Annotated in this window: 15 protein-coding genes and 7 pseudogenes; 12 read left to right on the forward strand and 10 right to left on the reverse strand. The window is 54.7% G+C overall.

Annotated elements, in window-relative coordinates; translation table 11 throughout:
• Positions 1 to 45: 45 nt before the first annotated feature.
• The 3 genes and pseudogenes from A6E15_RS18185 to A6E15_RS18195 all read left to right on the forward strand — a co-directional run bounded on the left by A6E15_RS18185 (position 46) and on the right by A6E15_RS18195 (position 3,154).
• A complete protein-coding gene (locus tag A6E15_RS18185; protein WP_076148577.1) occupies positions 46 to 684 on the forward strand; it encodes a hypothetical protein in 639 nt (212 codons plus the stop codon).
• Between the two features lie 480 nt (positions 685 to 1,164).
• Positions 1,165 to 1,395: pseudogene (locus tag A6E15_RS18190) on the forward strand (amphi-Trp domain-containing protein); the annotation flags it as partial.
• A gap of 355 nt (positions 1,396 to 1,750) precedes the next feature.
• The gene (locus A6E15_RS18195) at positions 1,751 to 3,154 is read left to right on the forward strand and encodes a carotenoid oxygenase family protein (protein ID WP_076148579.1); all 1,404 of its coding nucleotides are present in this window, start codon (positions 1,751 to 1,753) and stop codon (positions 3,152 to 3,154) included.
• Positions 3,155 to 3,228: 74 nt separating this feature from the next.
• Here A6E15_RS18195 and A6E15_RS18200 read toward each other — a convergent pair whose 3' ends face one another.
• Positions 3,229 to 3,642, reverse strand: a complete 414-nt coding sequence (locus A6E15_RS18200; protein ID WP_076148763.1) for a winged helix-turn-helix domain-containing protein — start codon at positions 3,640 to 3,642, stop codon at positions 3,229 to 3,231.
• 863 nt (positions 3,643 to 4,505) lie between these two features.
• Here A6E15_RS18200 and A6E15_RS21750 point away from each other — a divergent pair.
• Positions 4,506 to 4,640, forward strand: coding sequence for a hypothetical protein (locus tag A6E15_RS21750; RefSeq protein ID WP_277612953.1), 135 nt, complete (start codon positions 4,506 to 4,508; stop codon positions 4,638 to 4,640).
• A 1-nt stretch (position 4,641) separates the two neighbouring features.
• Here the strand turns inward: A6E15_RS21750 and A6E15_RS18205 are convergent, their stop codons facing one another.
• Positions 4,642 to 6,402, reverse strand: coding sequence for a flavin-containing monooxygenase (locus tag A6E15_RS18205; protein WP_084177417.1), 1,761 nt, complete (start codon positions 6,400 to 6,402; stop codon positions 4,642 to 4,644).
• Between the two features lie 732 nt (positions 6,403 to 7,134).
• Here A6E15_RS18205 and A6E15_RS18210 point away from each other — a divergent pair.
• Positions 7,135 to 8,103 carry an alpha/beta hydrolase gene (locus A6E15_RS18210; RefSeq protein ID WP_076148764.1) on the forward strand — a complete coding sequence of 323 codons (969 nt, stop codon included), beginning with the start codon at positions 7,135 to 7,137 and terminating at the stop codon, positions 8,101 to 8,103.
• A gap of 69 nt (positions 8,104 to 8,172) precedes the next feature.
• Here the strand turns inward: A6E15_RS18210 and A6E15_RS18215 are convergent.
• Positions 8,173 to 8,601 (reverse strand): annotated as a pseudogene (locus tag A6E15_RS18215) (IS6 family transposase); the annotation flags it as partial.
• A gap of 266 nt (positions 8,602 to 8,867) precedes the next feature.
• On the opposite strand from A6E15_RS18215, the gene A6E15_RS20555 reads away from it, so the two are divergent.
• The 3 genes and pseudogenes from A6E15_RS20555 to A6E15_RS18225 form a co-directional block, all read left to right on the forward strand.
• Positions 8,868 to 9,095, forward strand: a complete 228-nt coding sequence (locus A6E15_RS20555; RefSeq protein WP_139326641.1) for a hypothetical protein — start codon at positions 8,868 to 8,870, stop codon at positions 9,093 to 9,095.
• A gap of 197 nt (positions 9,096 to 9,292) precedes the next feature.
• The gene (locus tag A6E15_RS20560; protein ID WP_139326642.1) at positions 9,293 to 9,853 is read left to right on the forward strand and encodes a hypothetical protein; all 561 of its coding nucleotides are present in this window, start codon (positions 9,293 to 9,295) and stop codon (positions 9,851 to 9,853) included.
• 30 nt (positions 9,854 to 9,883) lie between these two features.
• A pseudogene (locus tag A6E15_RS18225) lies at positions 9,884 to 10,093 on the forward strand (IS5/IS1182 family transposase); the annotation flags it as partial.
• A 21-nt stretch (positions 10,094 to 10,114) separates the two neighbouring features.
• Here A6E15_RS18225 and A6E15_RS18230 read toward each other — a convergent pair.
• Complete coding sequence (locus A6E15_RS18230) at positions 10,115 to 10,999, reverse strand: IS1595 family transposase (RefSeq protein ID WP_076143337.1); 885 nt, start codon at positions 10,997 to 10,999, stop codon at positions 10,115 to 10,117.
• An 89-nt stretch (positions 11,000 to 11,088) separates the two neighbouring features.
• Here A6E15_RS18230 and A6E15_RS18235 point away from each other — a divergent pair.
• The 3 genes and pseudogenes from A6E15_RS18235 to A6E15_RS21935 all read left to right on the forward strand — a co-directional run.
• Positions 11,089 to 11,718 (forward strand): annotated as a pseudogene (locus A6E15_RS18235) (IS5 family transposase); the annotation flags it as partial.
• A 482-nt stretch (positions 11,719 to 12,200) separates the two neighbouring features.
• Complete coding sequence (locus tag A6E15_RS18240) at positions 12,201 to 13,208, forward strand: DMT family transporter (protein ID WP_076148582.1); 1,008 nt, start codon at positions 12,201 to 12,203, stop codon at positions 13,206 to 13,208.
• A 229-nt stretch (positions 13,209 to 13,437) separates the two neighbouring features.
• Positions 13,438 to 13,937: pseudogene (locus A6E15_RS21935) on the forward strand (inorganic phosphate transporter); the annotation flags it as partial.
• 110 nt (positions 13,938 to 14,047) lie between these two features.
• Here the strand turns inward: A6E15_RS21935 and A6E15_RS18250 are convergent.
• The 5 genes and pseudogenes from A6E15_RS18250 to A6E15_RS18265 form a co-directional block, all read right to left on the reverse strand.
• Positions 14,048 to 14,863, reverse strand: a complete 816-nt coding sequence (locus A6E15_RS18250) for a UbiA prenyltransferase family protein (RefSeq protein WP_245800617.1) — start codon at positions 14,861 to 14,863, stop codon at positions 14,048 to 14,050.
• Positions 14,864 to 14,957: 94 nt separating this feature from the next.
• A complete protein-coding gene (locus tag A6E15_RS18255) occupies positions 14,958 to 16,667 on the reverse strand; it encodes a sensor histidine kinase (RefSeq protein WP_277612954.1) in 1,710 nt (569 codons plus the stop codon).
• A gap of 284 nt (positions 16,668 to 16,951) precedes the next feature.
• Positions 16,952 to 17,050 (reverse strand): annotated as a pseudogene (locus A6E15_RS20565) (IS5/IS1182 family transposase); the annotation flags it as partial.
• Positions 17,038 to 18,435: a DUF6498-containing protein gene (locus A6E15_RS18260; protein WP_175607294.1), complete on the reverse strand. Its 1,398-nt coding sequence runs from the start codon at positions 18,433 to 18,435 to the stop codon at positions 17,038 to 17,040. The gene A6E15_RS18260 and the pseudogene A6E15_RS20565, both read right to left, overlap by 13 nt.
• A gap of 288 nt (positions 18,436 to 18,723) precedes the next feature.
• Positions 18,724 to 19,422, reverse strand: a pseudogene (locus A6E15_RS18265) (transposase); the annotation flags it as partial.
• A 459-nt stretch (positions 19,423 to 19,881) separates the two neighbouring features.
• Here A6E15_RS18265 and A6E15_RS21550 point away from each other — a divergent pair.
• The gene (locus tag A6E15_RS21550) at positions 19,882 to 20,856 is read left to right on the forward strand and encodes a sensor histidine kinase (protein ID WP_245800619.1); all 975 of its coding nucleotides are present in this window, start codon (positions 19,882 to 19,884) and stop codon (positions 20,854 to 20,856) included.
• 163 nt (positions 20,857 to 21,019) lie between these two features.
• Here A6E15_RS21550 and A6E15_RS18275 read toward each other — a convergent pair whose 3' ends face one another.
• Complete coding sequence (locus A6E15_RS18275) at positions 21,020 to 21,538, reverse strand: GNAT family N-acetyltransferase (RefSeq protein ID WP_076148585.1); 519 nt, start codon at positions 21,536 to 21,538, stop codon at positions 21,020 to 21,022.
• Positions 21,539 to 21,733: the final 195 nt, after the last annotated feature.

Consider the following 21,733-nt stretch of genomic DNA (forward strand, 5'->3'; position numbering starts at 1 on the left):
TGCCTATTCCGAACAGTTACATGAGTAGAGACGGAATAGACACCCATGAGCAATACGGCGGGGGGTCAACGAAATCCGGTCGGCGACGAGGCAGACCCATTCGGTGGTGACGACGTCCTGCCAATCGAGAAACAGCGACGGGCACACCGATTCCTCACGCAAGAAACCCGCTACCACATCATCCAAGCCGTGCTTGGGCATCCAAAGTACCTGGCGACGCTCGACGAACTTGAATATCTGGTGCCCAAGAATCGCTCCACGATCCGGGAGCATCTTGACCGGCTTGCAGAGAAGCAGGTAATGGCGAAGTACAAATACCGTGGAGATGAGGCCGGACAGAATGATCCACGGGAGTTCTGGGGAGTTACCAGTTACGGGATCACCCTCTTAGATGAGTACAGCTACCTCCGGTACGTCCCGGTTCTGCGCGCCTTACAGGAAAATCTCTATCTCACCGAAAAAATCGAACGGCATCAGGATGCGCTGCGACCAAACCTGCCAGAAGACGTTAGTGACCCCCTCAAAATCCCGGAAATAGACGACGAAACAGAGGCAATCATCGAAGACGCGCTCGCTGCCCGAGAACACGGTAGCGGCCGACTCTTCGATGCACCCCCTATTGAGCCGGTTGAAGATGTCGAGACCGAAGACGGTGCAGACCGCCCTCTCGACGAACTCTTCTAGCTCTTTGTCTACTGTCGAATTATTGCTCGCCAGAAATGCCTTAGCAGAACACTGCGGGGTCGATCCGAACCTATGCGTCAGCCAAACGTCTGACAAAATCGTATGGGGGGGTTGCGGAAATCCAAGGAGAAAGCCCCGTGCTTTAGCGCGGGGGTAAATCCGACACAACCCTTCGCAGTCCACTGTCGGCTGGCATAGCAGGATATTCCACGCTTCCCAAGCCATACTTTCAAGTAGAGGTAAAATCCTTAGCCGTTGGTAGTTTTCAATCCCTTTTGATCGGTACCGGAGATAGACGTGCCACTCACTACAGTACGGTTTTTCCGGTGCTGCCTCGAAAGAAGTGGTGACTACCACCGCTCAAACTGGGCGGATTTGAAGGCCGAGATATTTTGTTAGCAATCGTTGTAGGTCAGGTATGGCAAACGACAACCAAGGTCCGACACTGAGGCAGAATCGGCAACTAATGAGACGGAACGTGAAGGTGAGCGGGTGATGAGTCGGACAGACGGCGCGGAGATCATCCGTGAAGTCGCCGATGGTGTCGAGAACGGGACAATCGACGGCGAAGGAGAGGACGGCTTCACGGTGGCGGCGCCAGAGCAATTCGAACTGGAAGTCGAATACGAGGTAACCGACGGCGAGGCTGAGTTCGAAGTCGAACTCGAATGGCAGATGGAAGACGGCGAACCGGTATCAGCAGACGAATGATACGGTCGCCGGCCTTTATTTCAGCCAATATTGTGGGAATCTTACCCGTTCAATACTCGGACGGTGGAGTGGCCTCCGAACCTAACAAGAACCGAATTAAGATGTAGCGGTTCCTGTCTGCTGCACCACCGACTGGGTAAGGAGTCTGTACGATGGCTTACACGCCCTCGAGTGATGCCCGATCTGGGAGTGAATCGCCGCCAGTTTTGCAGGTTCGGCGGTAGAAATGTTGGTCGATAATCACGTCGCCGGACCGTCGGAAAGAGTGTGTGGATGGTGAAGCATCTACAGCGTACAGACCGCCCGGGTCGACACGCACGGTGGATTAATAGCTCTCTCACCCGAATACACGGCCGTGACAGTATCCGGCGCCGGCTTTCACTCGTTGACCACCGAAGTCCACGACCATTACCCGACGGTCGAGGGCACCATCCCCAACTGGCTCTCTGGAACGCTGGTTCGCAACGGGCCCGCCTGTTTCGAGGCAGGCGATCGCCGCGTCAACCACTGGTTTGACGGGCTGGCAATGCTCCGGCGCTATGCGTTTACCGACGGCCGGCTCCGCTACTCGAACCGATTTCTCCGTACCGATGCCTACGAGGAGGCGATGGACGGGCGGCTGATCGGCCAGTTTGGCACCGACACGCGTGGCTGGCGTCGTCTCCTCGAGACGGTAACTTCTCTGGGAGTCCCCGAACCGACAGACAACGCGAACGTCCACGTCGCCCGCATCGACGGCGAGTACGTCGCGCTCACGGAGGCCCCGCGCCGGGTCGCCTTTGATCCCGAGACGCTCGAGACACGTGGGCACTTTCGATTCCACGACGACCTACCCGAGCACATCACGGCTGCGCATCTCGTCGACGACCCTCATCGGGACGAACTGGTCGGCTTCGCCACGCAGTTCGGTCGGACGCCACAGTATCATCTCTATCGTCTCCCACAGAAGAGTCGGACGCGAGAGGTTATCGCCTCCATCGACGCGAACGGGCCGGCGTACATCCACGACTGCAGCGTCACCACTGACCACGTCATCATCGTGGAGTCGCCGCTCGTCCTCTCGGTACTCCGGGCACTGAATCCGTTAACCGAGGGTGCGATCGACATGCTCGACTGGCAACCGGAACGCGACACGCGCGTACTCGTCGTCGACCGCGATACCGGTGACCTCGTGGCCGACCCAACGCTCGATCCGGCCTTCACCTTCCATCACGTCAACGCCTACGTCGACGGCGGAACGATTGTCCTCGACCTCGTGGAGTTCCCGGACGCCGACATCGTCGACACGATGGCGCTGTCCGAACTCGACGGTGACGGTTTTCCTGCCGTGCCCGACGCTCACCTAATGCGGTACCGTATCGATCCCGATGCGAACACGGTCAGTCGAACGCGACGCTACGATGGCGCGATGGAGATGCCACGCGTCGCTCGTTCGGTCGTCGGTCGACATCACCGCTACGCGTACGGCCAAGCGACCGATCGCACAGGGGCGAACGGACTGGTCAAAGTGGACTGTGAGACGGGCACCGCCAGGGAGTGGTGGGAGCGGTCGGTCTACGTCGAAGAACCAGTTCCCGTCCAGCATCCCGATGCCGACGCCGAGGATGCGGGAGTCGTACTCGCGACGGCGCTAGACACCCAACGTGAGCGGACGATGCTTATGATTTTTGATGCAGCGACGCTCGCTGTCCAGGCGCGGGCAGTTCTCCCACACCCGGAACCCTTCGGCTTCCACGGCCGGTTCTTCCAGGGCGTGTAGCTAAAACGACGATCGGTCTCTGAGGATGGGCACCTGTTGGGTCTTGTGCCCAGCAAACATCTCCTGCCGATAGGTTACTCATTCAAATCTCCCATATCGTCTTCCAACTCTGCGAGTTCTGCATCGAGTTTCTCGTCAGTGCGACCCTCACCGATTTGTTTCTCTGGTTCTTCGGGGGTAGCGTCCGCATCGCGGTGGTGACCGAACATCCGATCGACTTGGTTGAGACTAGAGATGTACCGTCGGATGTCTTCCCGTTCGCTCAGCGCATAGTAGTACCCATCGTCCGTTTTCCCGATGTAGCCGTCGTCGTAGAGTCGTTTGAGTGTGGTTGTCGCGGTTCCGCGGGGAATGTTGAGGGTTTCCTTGAGGTCCTGCGGGGAGTATCCCCACTTGGGATTTTGGTACAGGTACGCTACGATGTCTGACTTTGTGGTTCCTGGCCGAAGGTTGAGATCGGGGTCGTGGTCTTCGAGGAGCACTGGCATGTAGTACCCAAATGTAGTCGATTGTGTCATGAGTGTGTTTCGGTCAGCTCGCACGTGCAACGATCAGTAGTTTCACGAGATCAGACATCTGAAGAAGAGGGTTGCAACAGAGCCGAATCACTGGACATACTGCCCAGTCAGGGAGTAGTCTGTCAAGATGGGTCTACGGACGGCGACGCTATCCGATCACGCCGCTGCCCGCCGCCATCGGCCGGATCGACGTCGTCCTTCCGTCGGGACCTACACCGTCTCCTCAGTTGCAGAGAGATCGTCGCGAATCGTAGCCATCACATCATCCCCTCAGACCCAGTGTCGGCAGCAGTTCCCCCACTTCGTCCGGTTCGCCGAGCGTCAGTTCCGCATCGGCCACCTCCGACGAGTTCCCCTGCTCGAACTGCTCGAGCGGGACAGTCGTACGCCTGCGCGCGGTATTTTTTGTTCCACGTCGCCCGTCGAGAGATTCCGAACACGTCCATCACCGCTTTCCGGTCACAGCCACGCACCAGAGCTCGGCGCACGCGCTCATCATAGGCCCGTTGCAACAGCGTCCGCGGATCGTCCGGAATACGACCACGCACCGAGTTCGTGATCTGCTCGACCAGTCTCCACTCACCGGTGACGGCATCCTGATCGACCAGTGGGTGGTCACGTGACGCTACCTCGTAATCGAACCCCATCAAACGATAGACGTGTTCTCGAACCGCTGACGGCGACAACAAAATCGCCATTCGGTCCTGTACCGTCCGCATCGAACACGGCCCCACGTCGTGCAACACCTTCAAAATCAAGTAATCGACCGGCTGCAACACACGCTCATCAGCCGCACTGAACTCGATCGGGACGATATCACTCGTCGGTTTCTTGTGAATCTCTCCTTCGAGACGGAGACGGCGGGACGCACGCTCACCTTGAACGCCGCGCGTGCGGAGTGGACGATCGTCGAGAAACGGGTCGCGGGCGAGTACCGGCCGACGTGGGACGACCTCCGCGACGCCTAACTCAGTCAGCCGTCATCTCCATCAGGTCGGTCAGGTCCATGTCGGGATCGGCATGCAACATCTCCATGACCTCGAAGATGCTGAGGTCCGGGGTGTCGCCCGCCTGCCCGAGGTCATCGAGCGAGTTCGCGAGCATGTACCCCTCGTATCCCTTCTCCTTGACCTCGCGGATGATGTCGTGGTACATGTCGACACCGCCGGGGTACGGCGTGAAAACCGTCGGTTTGTCCGGAATGTTCTCGTTCATGTACCACGAGTCGACGGTGGTGTACAGCGTCTGCTCGGCGAGGTCCATGTTGTGCTCGGTCCAGTCCTCCTCGGCGGCCCGCGTCGGCTCGATATACCGCGTCCCCTCCTCACGCAGGTCGGCGATGGTGCCGGAGATCCACTCGACGTGGTGTTCAATGGGGACTGGCATGTTGCTGAGTACCGACGGGCTCTGCGGGCCGGTGACCGTGAACATGTTGGGGAACCCGTGGACGCCCAGGCCGAGGTAGGTGTTCGGCCCGTCGGCCCACTTCTCATCGAGTGTCACACCGTTGCGGCCCTCGATGTCCATCTGCAGCAGCGTGCCGGTCATCGCGTCGAATCCCGTGGCGAAGATGACCATGTCGAACTCGTGGACCTGGCCGTCACCGGTCTGGATGCCCTTGGGCGTGAACCGCTCGATGGGGGTCTCTGTGACGTCGACGAGGCTCACGTAGTCCTCGTTGAAGGTGGCGTAGTAGTCGGTGTGCAGCGGCGGGCGCTTGGTCCCGTAGTAGTGGTCGGTTGGGACGAGCTTCTCGGCGGTCTCGGGGTCGTCGACGGCTTCGCGGATCTTCTCGCGGAGGTATTGGGAAATCTTCTCGTTGGTGTCGCGGTTGATGAGCAGGTCCTCGAAGGCGGCGAGAAACCGCCAGCCCCCCTCCTTCCAGCGGGGCTCGAGGATCTCCTCGACCTCCTCCATGGTGAGGTCCTCGGCCGTCTGTCGGATGGAATCGAACGGGAAGCCCGCCCTGTCGTCGTGGGCGTCGGCCATGATCTCCTCGTAGTTGCGCTGGATTTCCGCCCACGTCTCGTCGTCGAGCGGGCTGTTCCGCGCCGGGACGGCGTAGTTCGGCGTCCGCTGGAATACCGTCAGGTGTTCGATGTCCTCCTTGCCGACCTCCGGGATGACCTGGATGCCGCTTGCCCCGGTGCCGATGACCGCGACCCGCTTGTCGTCGAAGTCAACGCCGTCGTGGGGCCACTTCCCGGTGTGGTAGGTCTCGCCCTCGTAGGCGTCGATGTCATCGAAGTCCGGGACGTACGGCGTCGAGAGACAGCCGACGGCGGTGATGAAGAACTGCGAGCTGACGGTCTCACCGTCGTCGGTCTCAATCACCCATGTGCCTGTCTCCTCCTCGAAGGTCGCCGACGTGACCTCGGTTTCGAACTCGATGTCCTTCCGCAGGTCGAGGTTGTCGGCGACGAACCGGAGGTACTCCAAGACCTCCGGCTGCTCGGGGTAACGCTCCGACCACTGCCACTCCTCCATGATCCCCTCATTGAAGGAGTAACAGTAGATGTGGCTCTCGCTGTCGCAGCGGGCGCCGGGGTATCGGTTCCAATACCACGTCCCACCGACATCGTCGGCCTTCTCGATCACTTTCACGGACAGTCCCAGCTCGTCGCGCAGACGATGGAGCTGGTACAGCCCGGAGAAGCCCGCCCCCACGACGACGGCGTCGTAGTCTGTTCCCTCGGTCGCAGTCTGTGAATTAGTATTGGACACTGTCACTTATGCGCTAACAATGAACAAACAGTTAAATGTTACTCGACTGACGGTCATCCCCGACACTGCTGGCAGTGGTCGGTCGATCGGGCAACGCCGATCGATTTACAGTCCCGACATACCGGGTTTCCACAATCAGCGCACTCGAATCCTCGACCGTCCCCTCGCGGAGGCGGCTCCTGTTGACGAGGTGCACCCGGACACGAAAGGGCTCGGGCTGTCGGTCCACGGCTTCCCTAACGTGTTTACGATTACTGGTTCACGGGGTCGTCAGTACTGAGTCACATGCCCGTTTCTGATACCAATCCGTGGTTGACGCAGTGGGTTAGTCTCCACTACTGTGTACTGACACACTTAGCCACGACAGCGTTGACAGTGGTCGGAATTCGTCGCGATTCCAAGTGATTTACACTCAAGACAGGTTACTTTGCCGCAATCTGCACATTTGAAGCCGTCAGTGCTTTCCGTAATTGCACCGCCGTTTTCGAGAACAGTACTACTACAGATGTGGCAGGATACTACCATATTCTGACACCATTATGGATTCATATATATCTTATCCTGACACTCGCCTAGTGAACGCGTGACTCTGACAGTGACCGTGAATCGAACTAGTTGCCATCAACAGTTCTCCTGCGACTCGACGCTGGTATCTATCAAGCGAGGGCACAGCGGCGATTAGTGTATTATCTGATAGATCAACACGTTTATTGTGGGGTATGTTGACAATCGACGATGATGTCCTCAAAGAAACCGACAGAAGTGACGGCTGCGGACGAACCACACCCGGAAATTTCGGGACTCCTGCAGCAAATGGGTGCGGCCCCGGCACCTACGTTTAACTCGCTCTCACCCGAGGGAGCGAGGGAACTGTTCAATACGATGTTCCCAAGGCCTGAGGAGCCAGAACCGGTTAGAGACACGATAGATCTGGCAATCGGTGATGAGGGAATTCCGATCCGCGTATACATTCCAGAAGGGGAGGGTCCCTACCCAACGCTCCTGTATCTCCACGGTGGCGGCTGGGTCGTTGGCAATATCGACCTATACGATGCTACCTGTCGGGCGATTACCAACGAAGCCGACTGCATGGTCGTTTCGGTTGACTACCGACTCGCACCCGAATACGAATTCCCGACGCCGCTGGAAGACTGTTACACTGCCGCAGAGTGGGTATTCGAGACCGCAGAGGCGATGCAGATCGATACGGACAATGTTGCAATCGGTGGCGACAGCGCCGGCGGAAACCTGGCGGCAGCTGTTACACTGCTCGCTCGCGAACGGGATGGGCCCACGTTTGACCAGCAGCTACTCATTTACCCGGTCACAGACCACGAATTCGACACCACATCCTATCAGGAAAATGCAGAGGGATATCTCCTCACGAAAGCCGACATGGAGTGGTTCTGGGATCACTATCTCAGAGATGATCTCGACGGGATGAATCCATACGCATCGCCATTGAAAGCCGAGAGCCTCGAGGGTCTCCCCTCTGCAACCGTCACCACCTGTGGGTTCGATCCGCTCTGTGACGAAGGTGCTGCCTATGCCGCTCGCCTCGAAAACGCCGGCATTGACGTCACGCATTACCACTATGACGATGCGATCCATGGTATCGCACAAATGCTAGTTGAACCGATGGATCTGACCCGAGGACGTGAACTCATCGACGACGTTGCAACTGATCTGCAGCGAGTGTTCGATTGAGTCACTGTCGACGACGAGCAATCTTTGGCCATTCGGCTGTTCCAGCTATTTTAGGTGTTAGAAACCATGTCACTGTCTAGTTCTCACCTCCTCGACCGGCGTCTTTCCATCGAGAGCTTGATACGGTCTCTGACGGTTGTCGTAATGCACGAATTGTTCAAGCCACTCTCGGACGCTCGCTCGACTGCCCACCCATGAATTATGGAAGCGGTCGGTCCGCATCGTGAGGGTGTAAACCCACTGTTCGATGTGGTTTCGTGCAGTATCGTTGATCCGACCCCTTAGTTCTATTCGAGCGACGGGAGTCCGATAGACAAATTGATCGACGAGAAACGCAGCATCGGAGAGATCGTGTCTCTCACGGCGTTTCTGGAGGAACGCAGCTGCTGGATCAGTGCCGCGGCGACCAAATAACGCGACATCGAGAATCAAGTTTGAGTCGAGGTCTATTGTAGCATATAACCAAGACCACCCGCTGTTGATCTCGACGGCGGTATCGACCTCTTATCCTCTAAAACATGGACAGAGCTGCTGATCTACAATGATTTGTCTAAATTCCCGTGACAGGACATCAGTAGCAGTCACACTCTCCACAGAAAAGGAACCATAGCAATCAAAACCACTGTATTCCCCTTCTCTGCCTATGGGCAGTTGGCTCTGTTGAAACCCTATTCTTCAGATAGATTCTCGACTGGAACAGCTGTTCGCTGAATCCTGCGAACTTATCGAAACCCATTTTTTGACAGAGATCCATCTACTATTGCATGCAAAATTTATTAGTTGGAAAATTAATCGGAACCAAGATGTGGAACAATAGGTGGTACGTCTATGTAGGTTCACCCGTTTTTGCGTTTCTCGGTGCCCTACTTTACTGGTTCTTTGGCGTTCACTTAGTTTCATCACCATTAGCGGAAACCGTATTAATGATTCTATCTCCAGGGGTTACAGTCATAATTGGTTGTGCGATACTCGCTGTAATTGATGAGATGTGATTCAAACATCTGATGTTCTGATATGTATTTCATCTGTACTGAGCGATTGGGGGTGCAAAACTATCAATTTATGAGGGATTCAACAGAACCGCTCTTTTCACTGATGACGCAGCGACTCAGCTATTCTGACAAAACACACAATGGGGTTCCTTCACAAAAGAACGGCGCCTTTATGTAACTATATTAATATATTGGGTATGCCCTCCCGACGTGATGTTCTTGCAAGCGCAGTAGCAGGTGCTGCTGGATTGGCAGGTTGTCAGGCATCCGCCTTCGAGAGTTCCGGTTCCGTGAGTGGATATGTTCAACTAAAGAGTATTGAAAGTTGGCCAGCGGACGGTGCCAACGAGACCGTACTGGATGTTTCCTTTGATGATCGTGGAGAAAAAGTGGACGGCTATGTTTCCGAACAGTGGAGAGATTACATTGATGACCCCGACCAACCGACGATCTCGGAGACATTTCACGACGAATTACACCAGACATACGATCAGGTTTGGTATGTGATCGGTGTCTGTAGTGAGCAATGGGAAACTGGTGCTTCCACGGGTTGTCATAACGATTTCACGGACCGTGGAAATTTCAATCAAGCACAGGTCTACGACCGGGTGGAAGCGTCCTATTTGGAAGAAAAGAAACACATAGAAATCCATGATGTCATTGGTATAAGACAAGATCATCTGCGGAATAACCACCATAACCAACTCGTTGGCTCTGGTGAATCGCCAGACAGCATCGAGTTGAACCGTCACAACTAGGGAGTTGAAGCGGGAAACGGCGGATGGTTCATGTCCAAAATTTCCCGCTTCACTTGGAAAGTGGTGACGTTGGCTAAAAGTGCTGTTGGTGGCCGAGGAGAATCCGCCGCCCCGCAGGGTGGCGGCGGATTCGCCGACTAGGCCGTCGTTTCGCTCCATTGTCTGCGGATTTACTTGGAGAAATCCTACCGCGAAGCGCTTGATCTCCTGAGCGAGATGTCACAAATACTTGGGACGCTCTTGCGTAGTTCATTGTTGATTTCAGAGTGTTGCTCGAATAGCGTGTTTGAGTGCGTCTCGTCCCGGTTTTCGATATAGTTCTCGGCGAAGCTGGAACGCTCTGAGATACTGTGTCAGCTTATCTTTCGAGATACCTCGATGCGGCGAGAGCCACCGTCGCGTCAGCGACGCGTGGCTCTCGCAGGTATTGACGTGGACCTCTTCGTCGGCGTATTCACCGTCACCGTGGACGACGTATTCACGGGTGAATGCGTCGTCTTCTTCGAGTGGCTCGTACGCTCGAAAGCCGTCAGTATAGACAGTCAACGACTCCTCTTGGCGGTCTGCCAAGAGGAGTCGAATCGTCGATTCGTCGGCGGCTTTCGCTGGGATTACGTACCGCTGTCCAGTGCCGCGATCAGCGAGAATGAACACGGGTGGCTTGTCGCCGTTGTATGAACCTCGCCCACGCGTGGACAGGCCACGCGAGCGCGACTCCTGGTCGCGCTTGCGGCCTTTCTTCCCGGCAGAAACGTACACTTCATCGATTTCGACCGGGCCGACAAGATCGAGAGAGGGCGCATCGAGCGCTCTGGCGAAGCGCTCGATGCGCCGGTGCATCGTTTTGTGTGTGACCTCGATTTCGCACTGGAGTTGTCGGAGACTCGTGTTAAACCGGAGAAACGCGTAGATCGAGAACAGCCACCGGCGGAGTGCAACCTTCGAGTGAGCGAAAATCGTGCCTGTCTTGTCGTTGAACGTGCGGTCGCAATCCTTACAGAGATACCGTTGGAACTCTCTGTAGCTGCCGTTTCTGACTGTTCGGTCAGAACGGCAGCGGGGACAGGTAACACCGTCACACCAGCGAACCTGCTGCAACAGGTCCGCTGCGACCGATTCCGACCCAAACACATCGAGTGGAATCATTCGTGTCGGGCACCGCTGACGCGGTGCCCTTGTCCTCTTTGACTTCACAGCGACCGTTCAGCAGTATCAACAATCTCCTACGGATGAGCGTACTTGGGAAGATCGGCCTTCTCAAGGCCGATCTCCCTGACCACTCGACGCTAGTGAAGGCGTTTGACAGGATTAAGATGGCGGTCTGGCGAGTGCTGCTGCGCCTGTCGGCGCAGCTGCACGAACCATCTGGTCATGCAGCGATGGACGCGACGTTTTTCGACCGCGAAAACGCCAGCAAACACTATTGCGGGCGGACGAGTTACCGCGTGCAGACGCTCAAAACAGCTGCTCTCGTCGATACAGAGTCACAAGCTGTCCTCGACGTTCACTGTACGACCGAGAAACGTCACGACACCCAGTTCGGCTGGCAACTCGCCCGCCGCAACGCGGGCGAGTTGCACAGCCTCGCCGCCGACAAAGGTTACGATTGGCAGCAATTACGCGATAAGCTGAGGAAAGAAGGCATGAGACCGCTAATCAAGCATCGTGAGTTCCGTCCCATCGATCACGCGCATAACGCGCGGATCGATGGAACTCTCTACGGTCAGAGAGCGTTGTCTGAAACTGTCTTCTCGGTGATCAAGCGCACGCTCGGCGACGCCGTGCGTGCGCGACCCTGGTATCGAGAGCTCCGTGAAATCGTGCTGATGTGTACCGTCTACAACATCAAGCGTGCTGTGAGCTAGACAAATCCAACGCCGTATGGCGATTCACCACGGCCCATCCAACGGAATCGCGGTACGGGCTCGATTCGATGACGCTCGAGGACTCATGACTCGATCCGAGCAACCGGGACAGAAACCAACTCCCACAGGGAAACAACGACCGCATTCTGCCGGCGTGTGAAACTAATCACTGCCACTCCTGTACCAAACTTCGTCGAAGCCGTGAACAGGAGCTTCGATCGACTGGACGGGTTCAGTGTTCGTTCCCCACAGTCGATTTTCTCTGCATCTTCGTCGGCACCTAAATGCTCCGCCGTCCGTGCATGGGCGCGCTCACTGATGCAGCCACTACTCGTTCGTGCCGGACCGTCATATCTAAATAATGATTAACACGGTCACACAACAATTGATCCGTGTTATCACCATCCCCACAAATCGTTTACTTGAGCCGCTTATAGAGACTACATCGACTTTGAAGCAATCACATACTACGCAATGATAACATGACAAAGGCAGGAGACGTGCTGTTGTTCGGTGCGCTTGCACTCGTCTGGGGAACAGCGTTCACGGCGATCGAGATCGGGCTCGAAACGCTCCCACCGCTCCTCTTCGCAGCGGCCCGGTTAGATATCGCTGCGGTCATTTTTATCGGAGCGGTGCTACTCGGTCGGCTTCGGTGGCGCCCCCGGACGAAAGCGGACCTCGCCCTCATTCTCTCGAACGGCATCCTCGTCATCGGAGCGCACTTCGCGTTCTCGTTCATCGGCCAGAGATACGTCACGAGCGGTGTCGCTGCGATCGTCCTCAGTTTCACACCGATCATCACGCCGATCATCGCCATCCGCGTCCTCTCGACGGAACGGATCTACGCCACGGATGTCATCGGGCTCTGTACTGGGCTCGCCGGCGTAATCGCGATTGCGGTTGCTAGTGGATCCTTTGACGGACAACTCCTCGGCATGGGGCTTCTCTTGGCGTCCGCAGTCGTCTTCGCACTCGGCTCCGTACTGACGGAACGCTGGTCGGCGGGCCTCCCGACGACGGCACTCCACGCGTGGTCGATGGTTACCGGTGCAGTGTTCCTCCACGCGACGGCGTACGCCTATTCTGGAGCAACGCTTCGAACCGTGACGTGGACGGCGTCAGCGGCCGCTGCGCTCACATACCTCGGGATTTTCGCGACGGCAGGTGGATTCCTCCTGTATTTCACGTTGTTGAACAGGCTCGGCGCAACGAACGTTAGCCTCATCAACTATGCATCGCCCGTCGTCGCGACGGTCTTCGGTGCGGCCCTGCTCGGGGAGCAAATCACGACGGCGACCGTCGCTGGATTCGCGCTCATCGTCGTCGGGTTCGTGCTTTGCAATATCCGGCCGCTCTGGCGGCTGACCCACTCTATTTGGAACACGGACGAACGCGATCGGTTGCTCGAGCGGGATGAAGTCCGTATCCAAGGAAACGTGTATAAAACGGAAACTGACTCACGGAACTCACTGCAACCGGGAGATTAACTGCCGTTCAGTAGTCCGCTCGGGACCGACTTCGCGCCCGCTCCGAACGCGCTCAACGGTCGGCCGAAGCGTACGTGACGTCCCTCTCGTGAACGCCTCACGGTGTGTCTTGGGTCCGGTCACGGTCCGACGTTCGACAGGTTCACAGACCAGTTCTCGGCCGGGCCGTATCGGCCCACACGAACAGAGCGCGTGGTAGTACAACGGTTTCTCAGCCCTTCCACGTTCTGCCCGTCGCACGCTGGAGACGGTCATGGACGATATTACGGAACTACCGATCCTCGCGTCACTGATCGTTTCCATCGTCGGTGGGACAGTGATCACAATCCTCTCCTATTTGGGGATTCCCGCGAGTCTCGCGGTAAGTACGATGTCGACGATCATCGGGCTCGGATGGGGTCGAGCGAGTCGAGCGGCGACACTGGCGGAGTTCGCGATCCCAGCTCCCGAGCGTCCAGAAGTAGATGTCGGGACAGGGGCATTGGTCACCTCCCGCGCCGAGGAGGCTCCTGCTGGCCCGACCATCGGGACATTGCTCGCCAGGAGGAGCCGGCAGAGAAACCAGCGGAAGTCCCGGACGCACCGGATGTCGGCGCGGAAGGGCCGGCGGATCTCGACGAGCGGAGTCTCTTCGATCCGGGCGCGGCCAAGCGCATCGTAACGATGTGGGTGTTGACGCCGGCGCTGGCGATTGCCACCTCGTACCCGGTGTTCGCGTTCCTGCTGTGAGTGGCACGCTCCGAGACAACGCCCTCCACGTGGGACGGAGCCGGTCCCAGTGCGATGTCGAACGAGTCTAAACGGATGTCAGCTATCAAAAAAATAGCTCACCTGACGATCTACGATTTGTAATTGCGACTGCTGATTTGATCACCAGCGTGATATTTTCGTGATGGGGTAATTGCCTGTGTTATCCTCCGGAAAAAGCGTAAATACAGTAAGTACAAAACGGTAAGAAGTGTTGGTAGTAATCCACCGAGTGCATAGATAATAAAGAGCGCAGATAGCTTTAATATCCAGACAAGATATTTAGTCAGATTTGGACCAAGAATAGAAGCTACTGTCGTTCGGTCGACTTCATCATCTCCAGCGACATCACTAATATTTCGAGACTCGACTCCCGCAAAGACGATAAGAAACCAAGACACAAACATCCCTACTGTTGAGGGGGTGATTTGTTGGGGAGTACTGAGAAAGACAGGAAATAAAATTAGCACCGCCCAAGTTATTGCAACGTATGAAGAGTCAATAACCGGATAGCGTTTTGAATAGTCATAGGTGTATATAAATATAAGTGGCAGTTGAGCAACAAGAACTGCAATTAAGACATATGATATTGATGACTGTTTGATCGCAAAGAAGAGAGTGAGAGTTTGGTATATAGAAACAGCAGTGAGGCTCGTATAGAACAGCGGTTTATTAAACTGTTCAACAAGCGCTGTCCTGTATGTGTTGTTGATGCGGTCTTCTGGACTGGTTTGTCTCCTGTCCTCTACATAGATAAAGTATACAGCCAGTGCAGGAAGAAGGAGTCCAATACCAATAGTTGAAAACGGAATACCAACTGCCAAAATAGTAATGACCAGCATCAAGACAGCACCAATGCAGAGCCAGAGATTAAGCAAGAGTGCAACATGAGTGGTCCGAGTATTCATAACATTCGTCCTGATATACTAGAACGATTTATATTTTCGGATAACACGCCAAACCGATCAAAATAACAGATAGATACTACATCAAATTATATGATCAATTATCTGAAACAGGCGAATCTAAAAAAGCCGATACTGACTCGTCATGCTGATCGGAATAGGGGAGTGTAATCCGTATCCGCGTACCTCCATTGCTTATATTGCTACATTCGAAAACGCCGTCTGCTTTTTCAATCAGGTGCTTCACTATCCAGAGTCCGATTCCGCTAAGATGATCCAGTTGACTTTCTCCTTCTCGTCTCAGGACATCAAGTTCATTTTCAGGTATGCCTTCTCCATTATCTTCTACGAATAATGCTACAGACTCGTTCCCCATTTCAGTCCGGAGGATAATACGAATCTGGTCATCCGGCCCATGATGTTCAACCGCGTTTTCAATCAATTCTTGCACCGCAAAAGCAAATTTCGAATGACACATCACTTCAGTATCGTCAATAGAGACGTCAACAACAGCATTAGAAGGGATACTTGCCTTTTCAATACCGTCCTCAACCATCTTTGGAAGACTGGCAACCACTGTCTCATCTTCACCGAATACACTATCAATAAGCCTGATTTTATGAGCCTTATTCACGATGTCTTCAGACGCACTAATAATATTGGACAATTCTGTCGCAGTCTCATCTGAAAGGTCATTTTGCAGATTCTCTGATTGACCTAGAATAACTTGCATCGAAGTGCGGATATCATGTCTAAATAATCTGATCAAGACATTTTTGACCAATTCAAGTTCCTCTTCCCGCTTTTTTAGTTTGGTTATTTCAGCTGCGACAACTAATTTGCCAACTAGTCCTCGACCGTACACAAACGACTGCGTTTGGGTTGTATAATATTTAGATTCTCTTCCTTCTGTTCGGGAAAATGTCTCTTTAATCTCCCCTGTGTTGGAGGTCATGGGGAGAATATCTTCAATTTGTTCTCGGGCACTTCGATCCACGTCAAAGACTGTAGCAGCAGCGCTGTTCCCATCAATAACTTCATTTTCTGAGTTGAGAATGAAAACCGCTTCATCGATCATATTAAAGGCCTGATCTCGAGCTACAGGCGAGAATTGTATGAACCCATGCTGGATCACAGAATGAGAAAAATAAACTCCTGCAATGCCGTACATAAGTGATGTTAAGTCATAATATGACGGGAAATAATCGATTATTGTCAATGTAGTGGCAACTAGCACCCCTATAAAAAAGATTACGAGGATAGCTGCTCGACGGCGGCGCTTTCCAGTGGCATGAATAGCTTCTGCGAAGAAAAGCGAAGTACTGGCCACTGTCATCAAATATCCGTAACCTTGGACAATAGTAAAAAACAGAATCCCTTGTGGAAAGCCAATCTGAAGAATTCCTTGGTCAGTAACAGTGTATTCAGCAGTATAGATAATTCCGCCTGGATTGACCCAACTAAGCGCGAAAAGTATGATTGCAGGCACAAAAAAGAGAAAGGCAATCCTGTTCGATACCGGCTGCTTGTATGTGAACTCATAGGCAAACAGAAAAAATGCCCCTGCTGTGGCAGGAACAACTGTCCAGAATATATTTGCGATTGCATACGTGAGTTGTTCAGATGTAACAAAATTCATTGTAGCGTAAAGAAACGCCCATGCAGCCGCAAAAACCATAAAAATGATAAACCACTGAATTGCTGGTTTTCTCCGGTCACTGAACACTATGTAGGCACTGTATAGTGCTGGAAGGGCACTCAAGTATAGCAAAAGTATTGCACTTGTATAAGTTAGCAAAGTTATCATCCAGTCTTATAGTGAGCTAGTTCGCTCCTTGTTAAAAAATACTCTTATTTAGGTGTATAGAGCTACCTTAATTATAGAGACTGAACAAGATATGTGGAAGCAATAGCTATTGCATTAGCCAAATGAAGGGTTCGAAAGCTCAATTACCAAATGTAATATATTGATAGAAGAACCATATTCTTTCATAATTATTTATTCGAATGGGTATAGAAATCAGGAATAATAGTCAGTATACGATTGAGAGTTCTAAGTCACTGCTGTGTTGAATAGATGCTGAGTCACGGTTACAGTGGTTCACACAGCGATTCTATGTTGATAATGGCAAACATCAAAACGATCTCACGGAACTGCCGATACCAGCCTAGCGCTCTCACGGCGTCGCCGGGAGCGCCCGCTGCCACGCCGATTCGAGGGCGAGGACGCCGAACGGGGCGCCGAACCCAGCGGCGACCGCCGCGACGGAGGGAGCGTAGTAGGCGAGGCCCGCCACGACGGCGATGCCACAGGCTCCGACTGCGGCCGCCACCCCGGCCACGCGTCGGTCGAGTGGGCCGAACTCCGGCGTCTCGACCGGAAGTTCGAACACCTCGACGGCCCGGCCATACTCCCGGAGGTGTGCGACACTGAGTTCGTACTCTCCCGCGGACGGCATGAGCGAGAACGTTCGGGTGTCGCAGACGCGGTCGACAAACTTTCCCTCGCACAGTTCGGCGTCCCGAAGATCATCGACGGGGGTCGCCCACTGGACCGCCCCGGTGAAGTCATCGTATGCGACTACCGCATCGTCGCGGCGCTGGTACGCCAGTGTACCGTGAGTGAGGGTATACTCAACGGCCTTCAGCCCGCCGATACCGGCCGGCAGGAGGCCGAAACAGACCACCGTGGCAGCGACCGACCCTGTCGATCCGCCGGTGAGCCCAACCCACGCGAGGAGGTACACCGGGCCGCTGCCGACTGCGGACTTCGCGCCCCGCCAGAGCGCGGCGCCGCGGACGGCGCGCCGGTCAGGACGGACCTCAGCCGTCGGCGACGCGTCCGGAGCCGCCACAGGCGGGAGCGTCCCCATCCCCTTGTCGGTGTTGGGCGACTGCCCGCCGCGGTAGCCCCACCACTCCGCGAATAGCTTCACCGTGACGAACGCGACCAGCGCGCCGGTCGGACCACCGGCGGCCGCGAACCAGAGTACCACCACGGCTACCCCAGCCTCGTTCTTCGCGCTTCCGATCACGTCCCGGGGGGTACTCGTCTCGTGGCGCCTCTTCCGGAAGTACTCGCGGTTGATGACGCCGACTTGAGAGACGATCAGGGAGAGGGCGCTCGCCGCCACAATCGGATCGGCGAGCGTCGCCGGCACGTCGATGAAACGGCTCAGTACGAAGAGGAACATCCCGACGAGCGCCACGGCAGCCCCGACCGCTCGCAAGACGAACGGGAAGTTCCGGAGGTAGATCGGCGGGAGCGGGTCGACGACCGTGACGTTCCCACGCCGGCGGTTGAGGTCGCTCGGTCCGACGGAGACCCCGCCCCACTCGTCGGGCTTGAGCAGGTTACCCTCCTTTGGGCGCTCCAGTTCGTCGTAGTTCGGCGGGCGGCGCGCGAACAATGCCTTCAACCCGGCGAACGGGACAGCGACGACCAGTTCCATCGCGTAGACGACCGCGAACCTCTGTGCGCTCCACCCGAGGTGGAACACGCCGACCAGCGGGACGACGTTCGTCGCGACAGTCACCAGAAACACGGCAGACGAATCGTTTGATGCTGGCTCCATCGATTCATCATCTATATTTAGTGAATAAAAGTTGTTGGTGTGGGGCCGACGGCCGTGTTTAATCGCCATAATTCTTGGGAGTAGAGGCACTAAATCAGAGGAGTTAGCCCGAGAAACTTCAGTTGTTCATGACCCAGATCTCCCGCTTCACCGGGGAGGTTGTGCCGATTATCGTATAATTGATAGTTTCCCAGTCCGTTCGAATTGCTGTATTAAATAGATTCTGAGTCACGGTTACAGCATTTCTATGTTGATAATGGCAAACGTCAAAACGATTTCACGGAACTACCGATACCAGCCGAGCGCTCGCACGGCGTCGCCGAGCGAGCGCTTCGTTGTCGAGTAAGATGTTTCGGCCATCCATCGCTGGGAGTAGCCGTTTGCTCGGTTGAGCGCGTTGTTTGCGGCTGCGTTCGCTGACGAGTCGCGGTAGTGAACAAGGTACTTAATGTCGTGTGCGGCGATTTCGCACTCGGTGAGCCAGTCTTGGAAGCCGTTGTCGGCGCCGACGGACTGCAGGTCGTCCGCATTTCGGCGGACGACCTGCGATCCGGTCTTCGTATCGTGCTTCCACCGCGTTGTGATGTGAACATCAAGAACAGCCAGCGATTCCACATCAGTCAATGTCGTCACTTTTAGTGTCTGTACCGTCCGTCCTGACCGCTTGCGGAAGTACGACGACGCACGTCGGCGGTCGAAGAACGTGCTGTCAAGAGCGGCGTGACCAGACTGCGGGTGCTGCTGCGCGGAAACGCGCAGCAGCGCCCGCCACACCCACATTTTCAGTCGATCAAACGACTTGTAGAGCGTGGTATGATCGGGGAGATCGCCCCCATCAAGATTGAGAGCGTCACGTACCTCGGTCATGGATTTCAGCCTATTCGGCGTTTCACGGTAGCTGTGGCCCTCTTCGAGCCGAAAACAGTGGAGTACAACGTGGGCCCAGCGGGCGAACCCGCCGCTGGCGGACTCGCCCGCGTACTTTCCTGTTTAGCTATAGTAGCTCTTGAAAGTCAATGCACACCCGATCGCAGGACAGCGTTGTGATCGGTGTGTAAATCGTTTCAAGAGCTACTATAGGTCACGGCACTGCTCAGTGAAGCGGAGGATATCGATTTCCATGCCAGGTTCGATCCCCCCCCCCGGCCTCATCCTCCTAAACCGGTGAAATCGGGAGCTAAGATCGCTATTCAACACAGCACAAGTCACCAATATCAATCCCATTGTCAACAACGCAGTACACTACTGACGTTTGTGTTGCTGGAGTTGCGTGGTCAAAAAGTAACGATTCAAGAAGGTCTCAAAATAGTCGGGAATTCTTCTTGAACCAGTGTAACACAAGCATGTCAAACTTTATTATAGTGCTTAATTTAATTATTTGTTTTAGTAAACGGCTATAAAGAAATTCAAATAGCTTTAATAGATGCTACGTATTACATATTGACTGTGAACGACGTATCTCTTTCAAACAAACACCGAAGTTTAGTGGATAATTTTCCGAACGGTGTCTTGGCCCTGTTTGACGCTAACCTCTACTATCGGATAGTCGGCCCGGAAACACTCCCATTTTCGGGTCAAAAAGCAGCAGATATAGCTGGCAAGCAAATTTATGATCTTTTTCCTGAAGAGACGGCAGCTAAACTCGAACCGAAACTCGAAGCCACAATCGATGGCGAACCACGTTCATTTGATATTGAACATGAGGAGTTGACTCACCACATCGAGACGAAATCGGTTAGTATCGGGGGTGAACCGTATGGCGTCTTGGTAAGCCAAGACGTGACTGATGTCCGGCAGAATGCGGAGAGAATCGAGCAACAGAACGAGCGTCTAGATCAGTTCGCGAGTATGGTCTCACATGATCTTCGAAATCCGCTTTCGATTGCCTATGGAGAACTTGAACTATATCGCGAAACGATGGAGGAGGCTCATTTGGATGAAGTTGAAAACGCACTAGGTAGAATAGAGAATCTGATCGTCGATCTTACGGCACTTGCTCAGAATTCTACCTCAGATGAGTATCGACCTGTCTCGTTGACCGCCGTTGCTGAGGACGCATGGGAATTGATCGATACACGAACAGCTAGCCTTGAGACGAACGAGAATGTAATCGTCGGTGATCAAAGCCAACTCCAAGCGCTTTTCGAGAACTTATTCCGAAACGCAGTCGGTCACGGCGGAGAGAGCGTTACTGTCCGGGTCACTCCCTTAGACAACGGCTTCTACGTTGAGGATACGGGAGATGGTATTCCACCCGAGAAACGAGATCAGATATTCGAACACGGATTCACGACAGGGTACGGCGGTAGTGGAGTCGGGTTGACGATCGTCAAGCGCATTGCTTCGGACCACGGTCTGGAGGTTTCCGTCTCTGAGAGTCCTGAAGGCGGTGCCCGGTTCGAGTTCCACGCTGTTCAATAATTAGTGGTGGCTCTGTTGAAACCCTATTCTTCAGATAGATTCTCGACTGGAACAGCTGTTCGCTGAATCCTGCGTACTGAGCGGCTGTTTCACGCGAGAAACCATCTGAAGAAGATGGTTTCAACAGGGCCAAATTAGCTTATATTGTAACCGGTGACAGTCATCACTTCTCGACGCTGGCAACCATGTGATACTGCGTGATTTCGAAGCCGAGTTTCTCGTAGAAGGCAATGGCTCGCTCGTTGTCCACATGGGGATCGAGACTGAACTCTTCACAGCCAGCTGCCCGGGCCCACGTTCGAAGTCGGTCAAAGAGGTTCTCGGCCAATCCCGTTCTGCGGTAGGGCTCGCGAACATAGATGTCACAGATAAATAGCCGGTCGGGACGGTCAAACACACTCGGGGCGTCGTCGATCTCGGCTGCGATGTACCCGGTAAACTCTCCCTCCATCTCGGCTAACGAGGAAGCATCGGTGGGCCCGTCAACGGCAATCCACTTCCGGTAACCGTCCATCGCGACGCGGTCAAGCCGGAATGGGAGTTCCTCGGCGACCAGATCCACATCGTCGGCAAGCGCGAACTGGTCACTGATCGTTTCGAGTTCACGGTTGTACGGCAGCCAGAGGTCCTCGATGAAGCGACGGACTGCAGCCTCTTCAGCGGAGAGTTCCACGATGTCCATAGCTGTCCGGATTCGTACCAAACACTTTCGTCTGTCGCTCTTGGGAGAGTGATAGTAAAGGGAGCATTCTAGTTGTTTTACCGACACCTTCAGACTTGGTTGGTAAGTTCTTCACCTGTACTGAGCGATTGGGGGTGCAAAACTATCAATTTATGAGGGATTCAACAGAGCCTTAGGGGGTCGCAGAGCAGACTC

Origin of the sequence: Natrinema saccharevitans (genome assembly GCF_001953745.1) — an archaeon.
GTDB classification, from domain to species: domain Archaea; phylum Halobacteriota; class Halobacteria; order Halobacteriales; family Natrialbaceae; genus Natrinema; species Natrinema saccharevitans.

Excerpts from the sequence above, each read along its gene's own strand:
- A6E15_RS18185 (WP_076148577.1), top strand. The coding sequence starts at position 46 with ATGAGCAATACGGCGGGGGGTCAACGAAATCCGGTCGGCGACGAGGCA.
- A6E15_RS18200 (WP_076148763.1), bottom strand. The coding sequence starts at position 3,642 with ATGCCAGTGCTCCTCGAAGACCACGACCCCGATCTCAACCTTCGGCCA.
- A6E15_RS18210 (WP_076148764.1), top strand. The coding sequence starts at position 7,135 with ATGTCCTCAAAGAAACCGACAGAAGTGACGGCTGCGGACGAACCACAC.
- A6E15_RS20555 (WP_139326641.1), top strand. The coding sequence starts at position 8,868 with ATGCAAAATTTATTAGTTGGAAAATTAATCGGAACCAAGATGTGGAAC.
- A6E15_RS20560 (WP_139326642.1), top strand. The coding sequence starts at position 9,293 with ATGCCCTCCCGACGTGATGTTCTTGCAAGCGCAGTAGCAGGTGCTGCT.
- A6E15_RS18230 (WP_076143337.1), bottom strand. The coding sequence starts at position 10,999 with ATGATTCCACTCGATGTGTTTGGGTCGGAATCGGTCGCAGCGGACCTG.
- A6E15_RS18240 (WP_076148582.1), top strand. The coding sequence starts at position 12,201 with ATGACAAAGGCAGGAGACGTGCTGTTGTTCGGTGCGCTTGCACTCGTC.
- A6E15_RS18250 (WP_245800617.1), bottom strand. The coding sequence starts at position 14,863 with ATGAATACTCGGACCACTCATGTTGCACTCTTGCTTAATCTCTGGCTC.
- A6E15_RS18255 (WP_277612954.1), bottom strand. The coding sequence starts at position 16,667 with ATGATAACTTTGCTAACTTATACAAGTGCAATACTTTTGCTATACTTG.
- A6E15_RS18260 (WP_175607294.1), bottom strand. The coding sequence starts at position 18,435 with ATGGAGCCAGCATCAAACGATTCGTCTGCCGTGTTTCTGGTGACTGTC.
- A6E15_RS18275 (WP_076148585.1), bottom strand. The coding sequence starts at position 21,538 with ATGGACATCGTGGAACTCTCCGCTGAAGAGGCTGCAGTCCGTCGCTTC.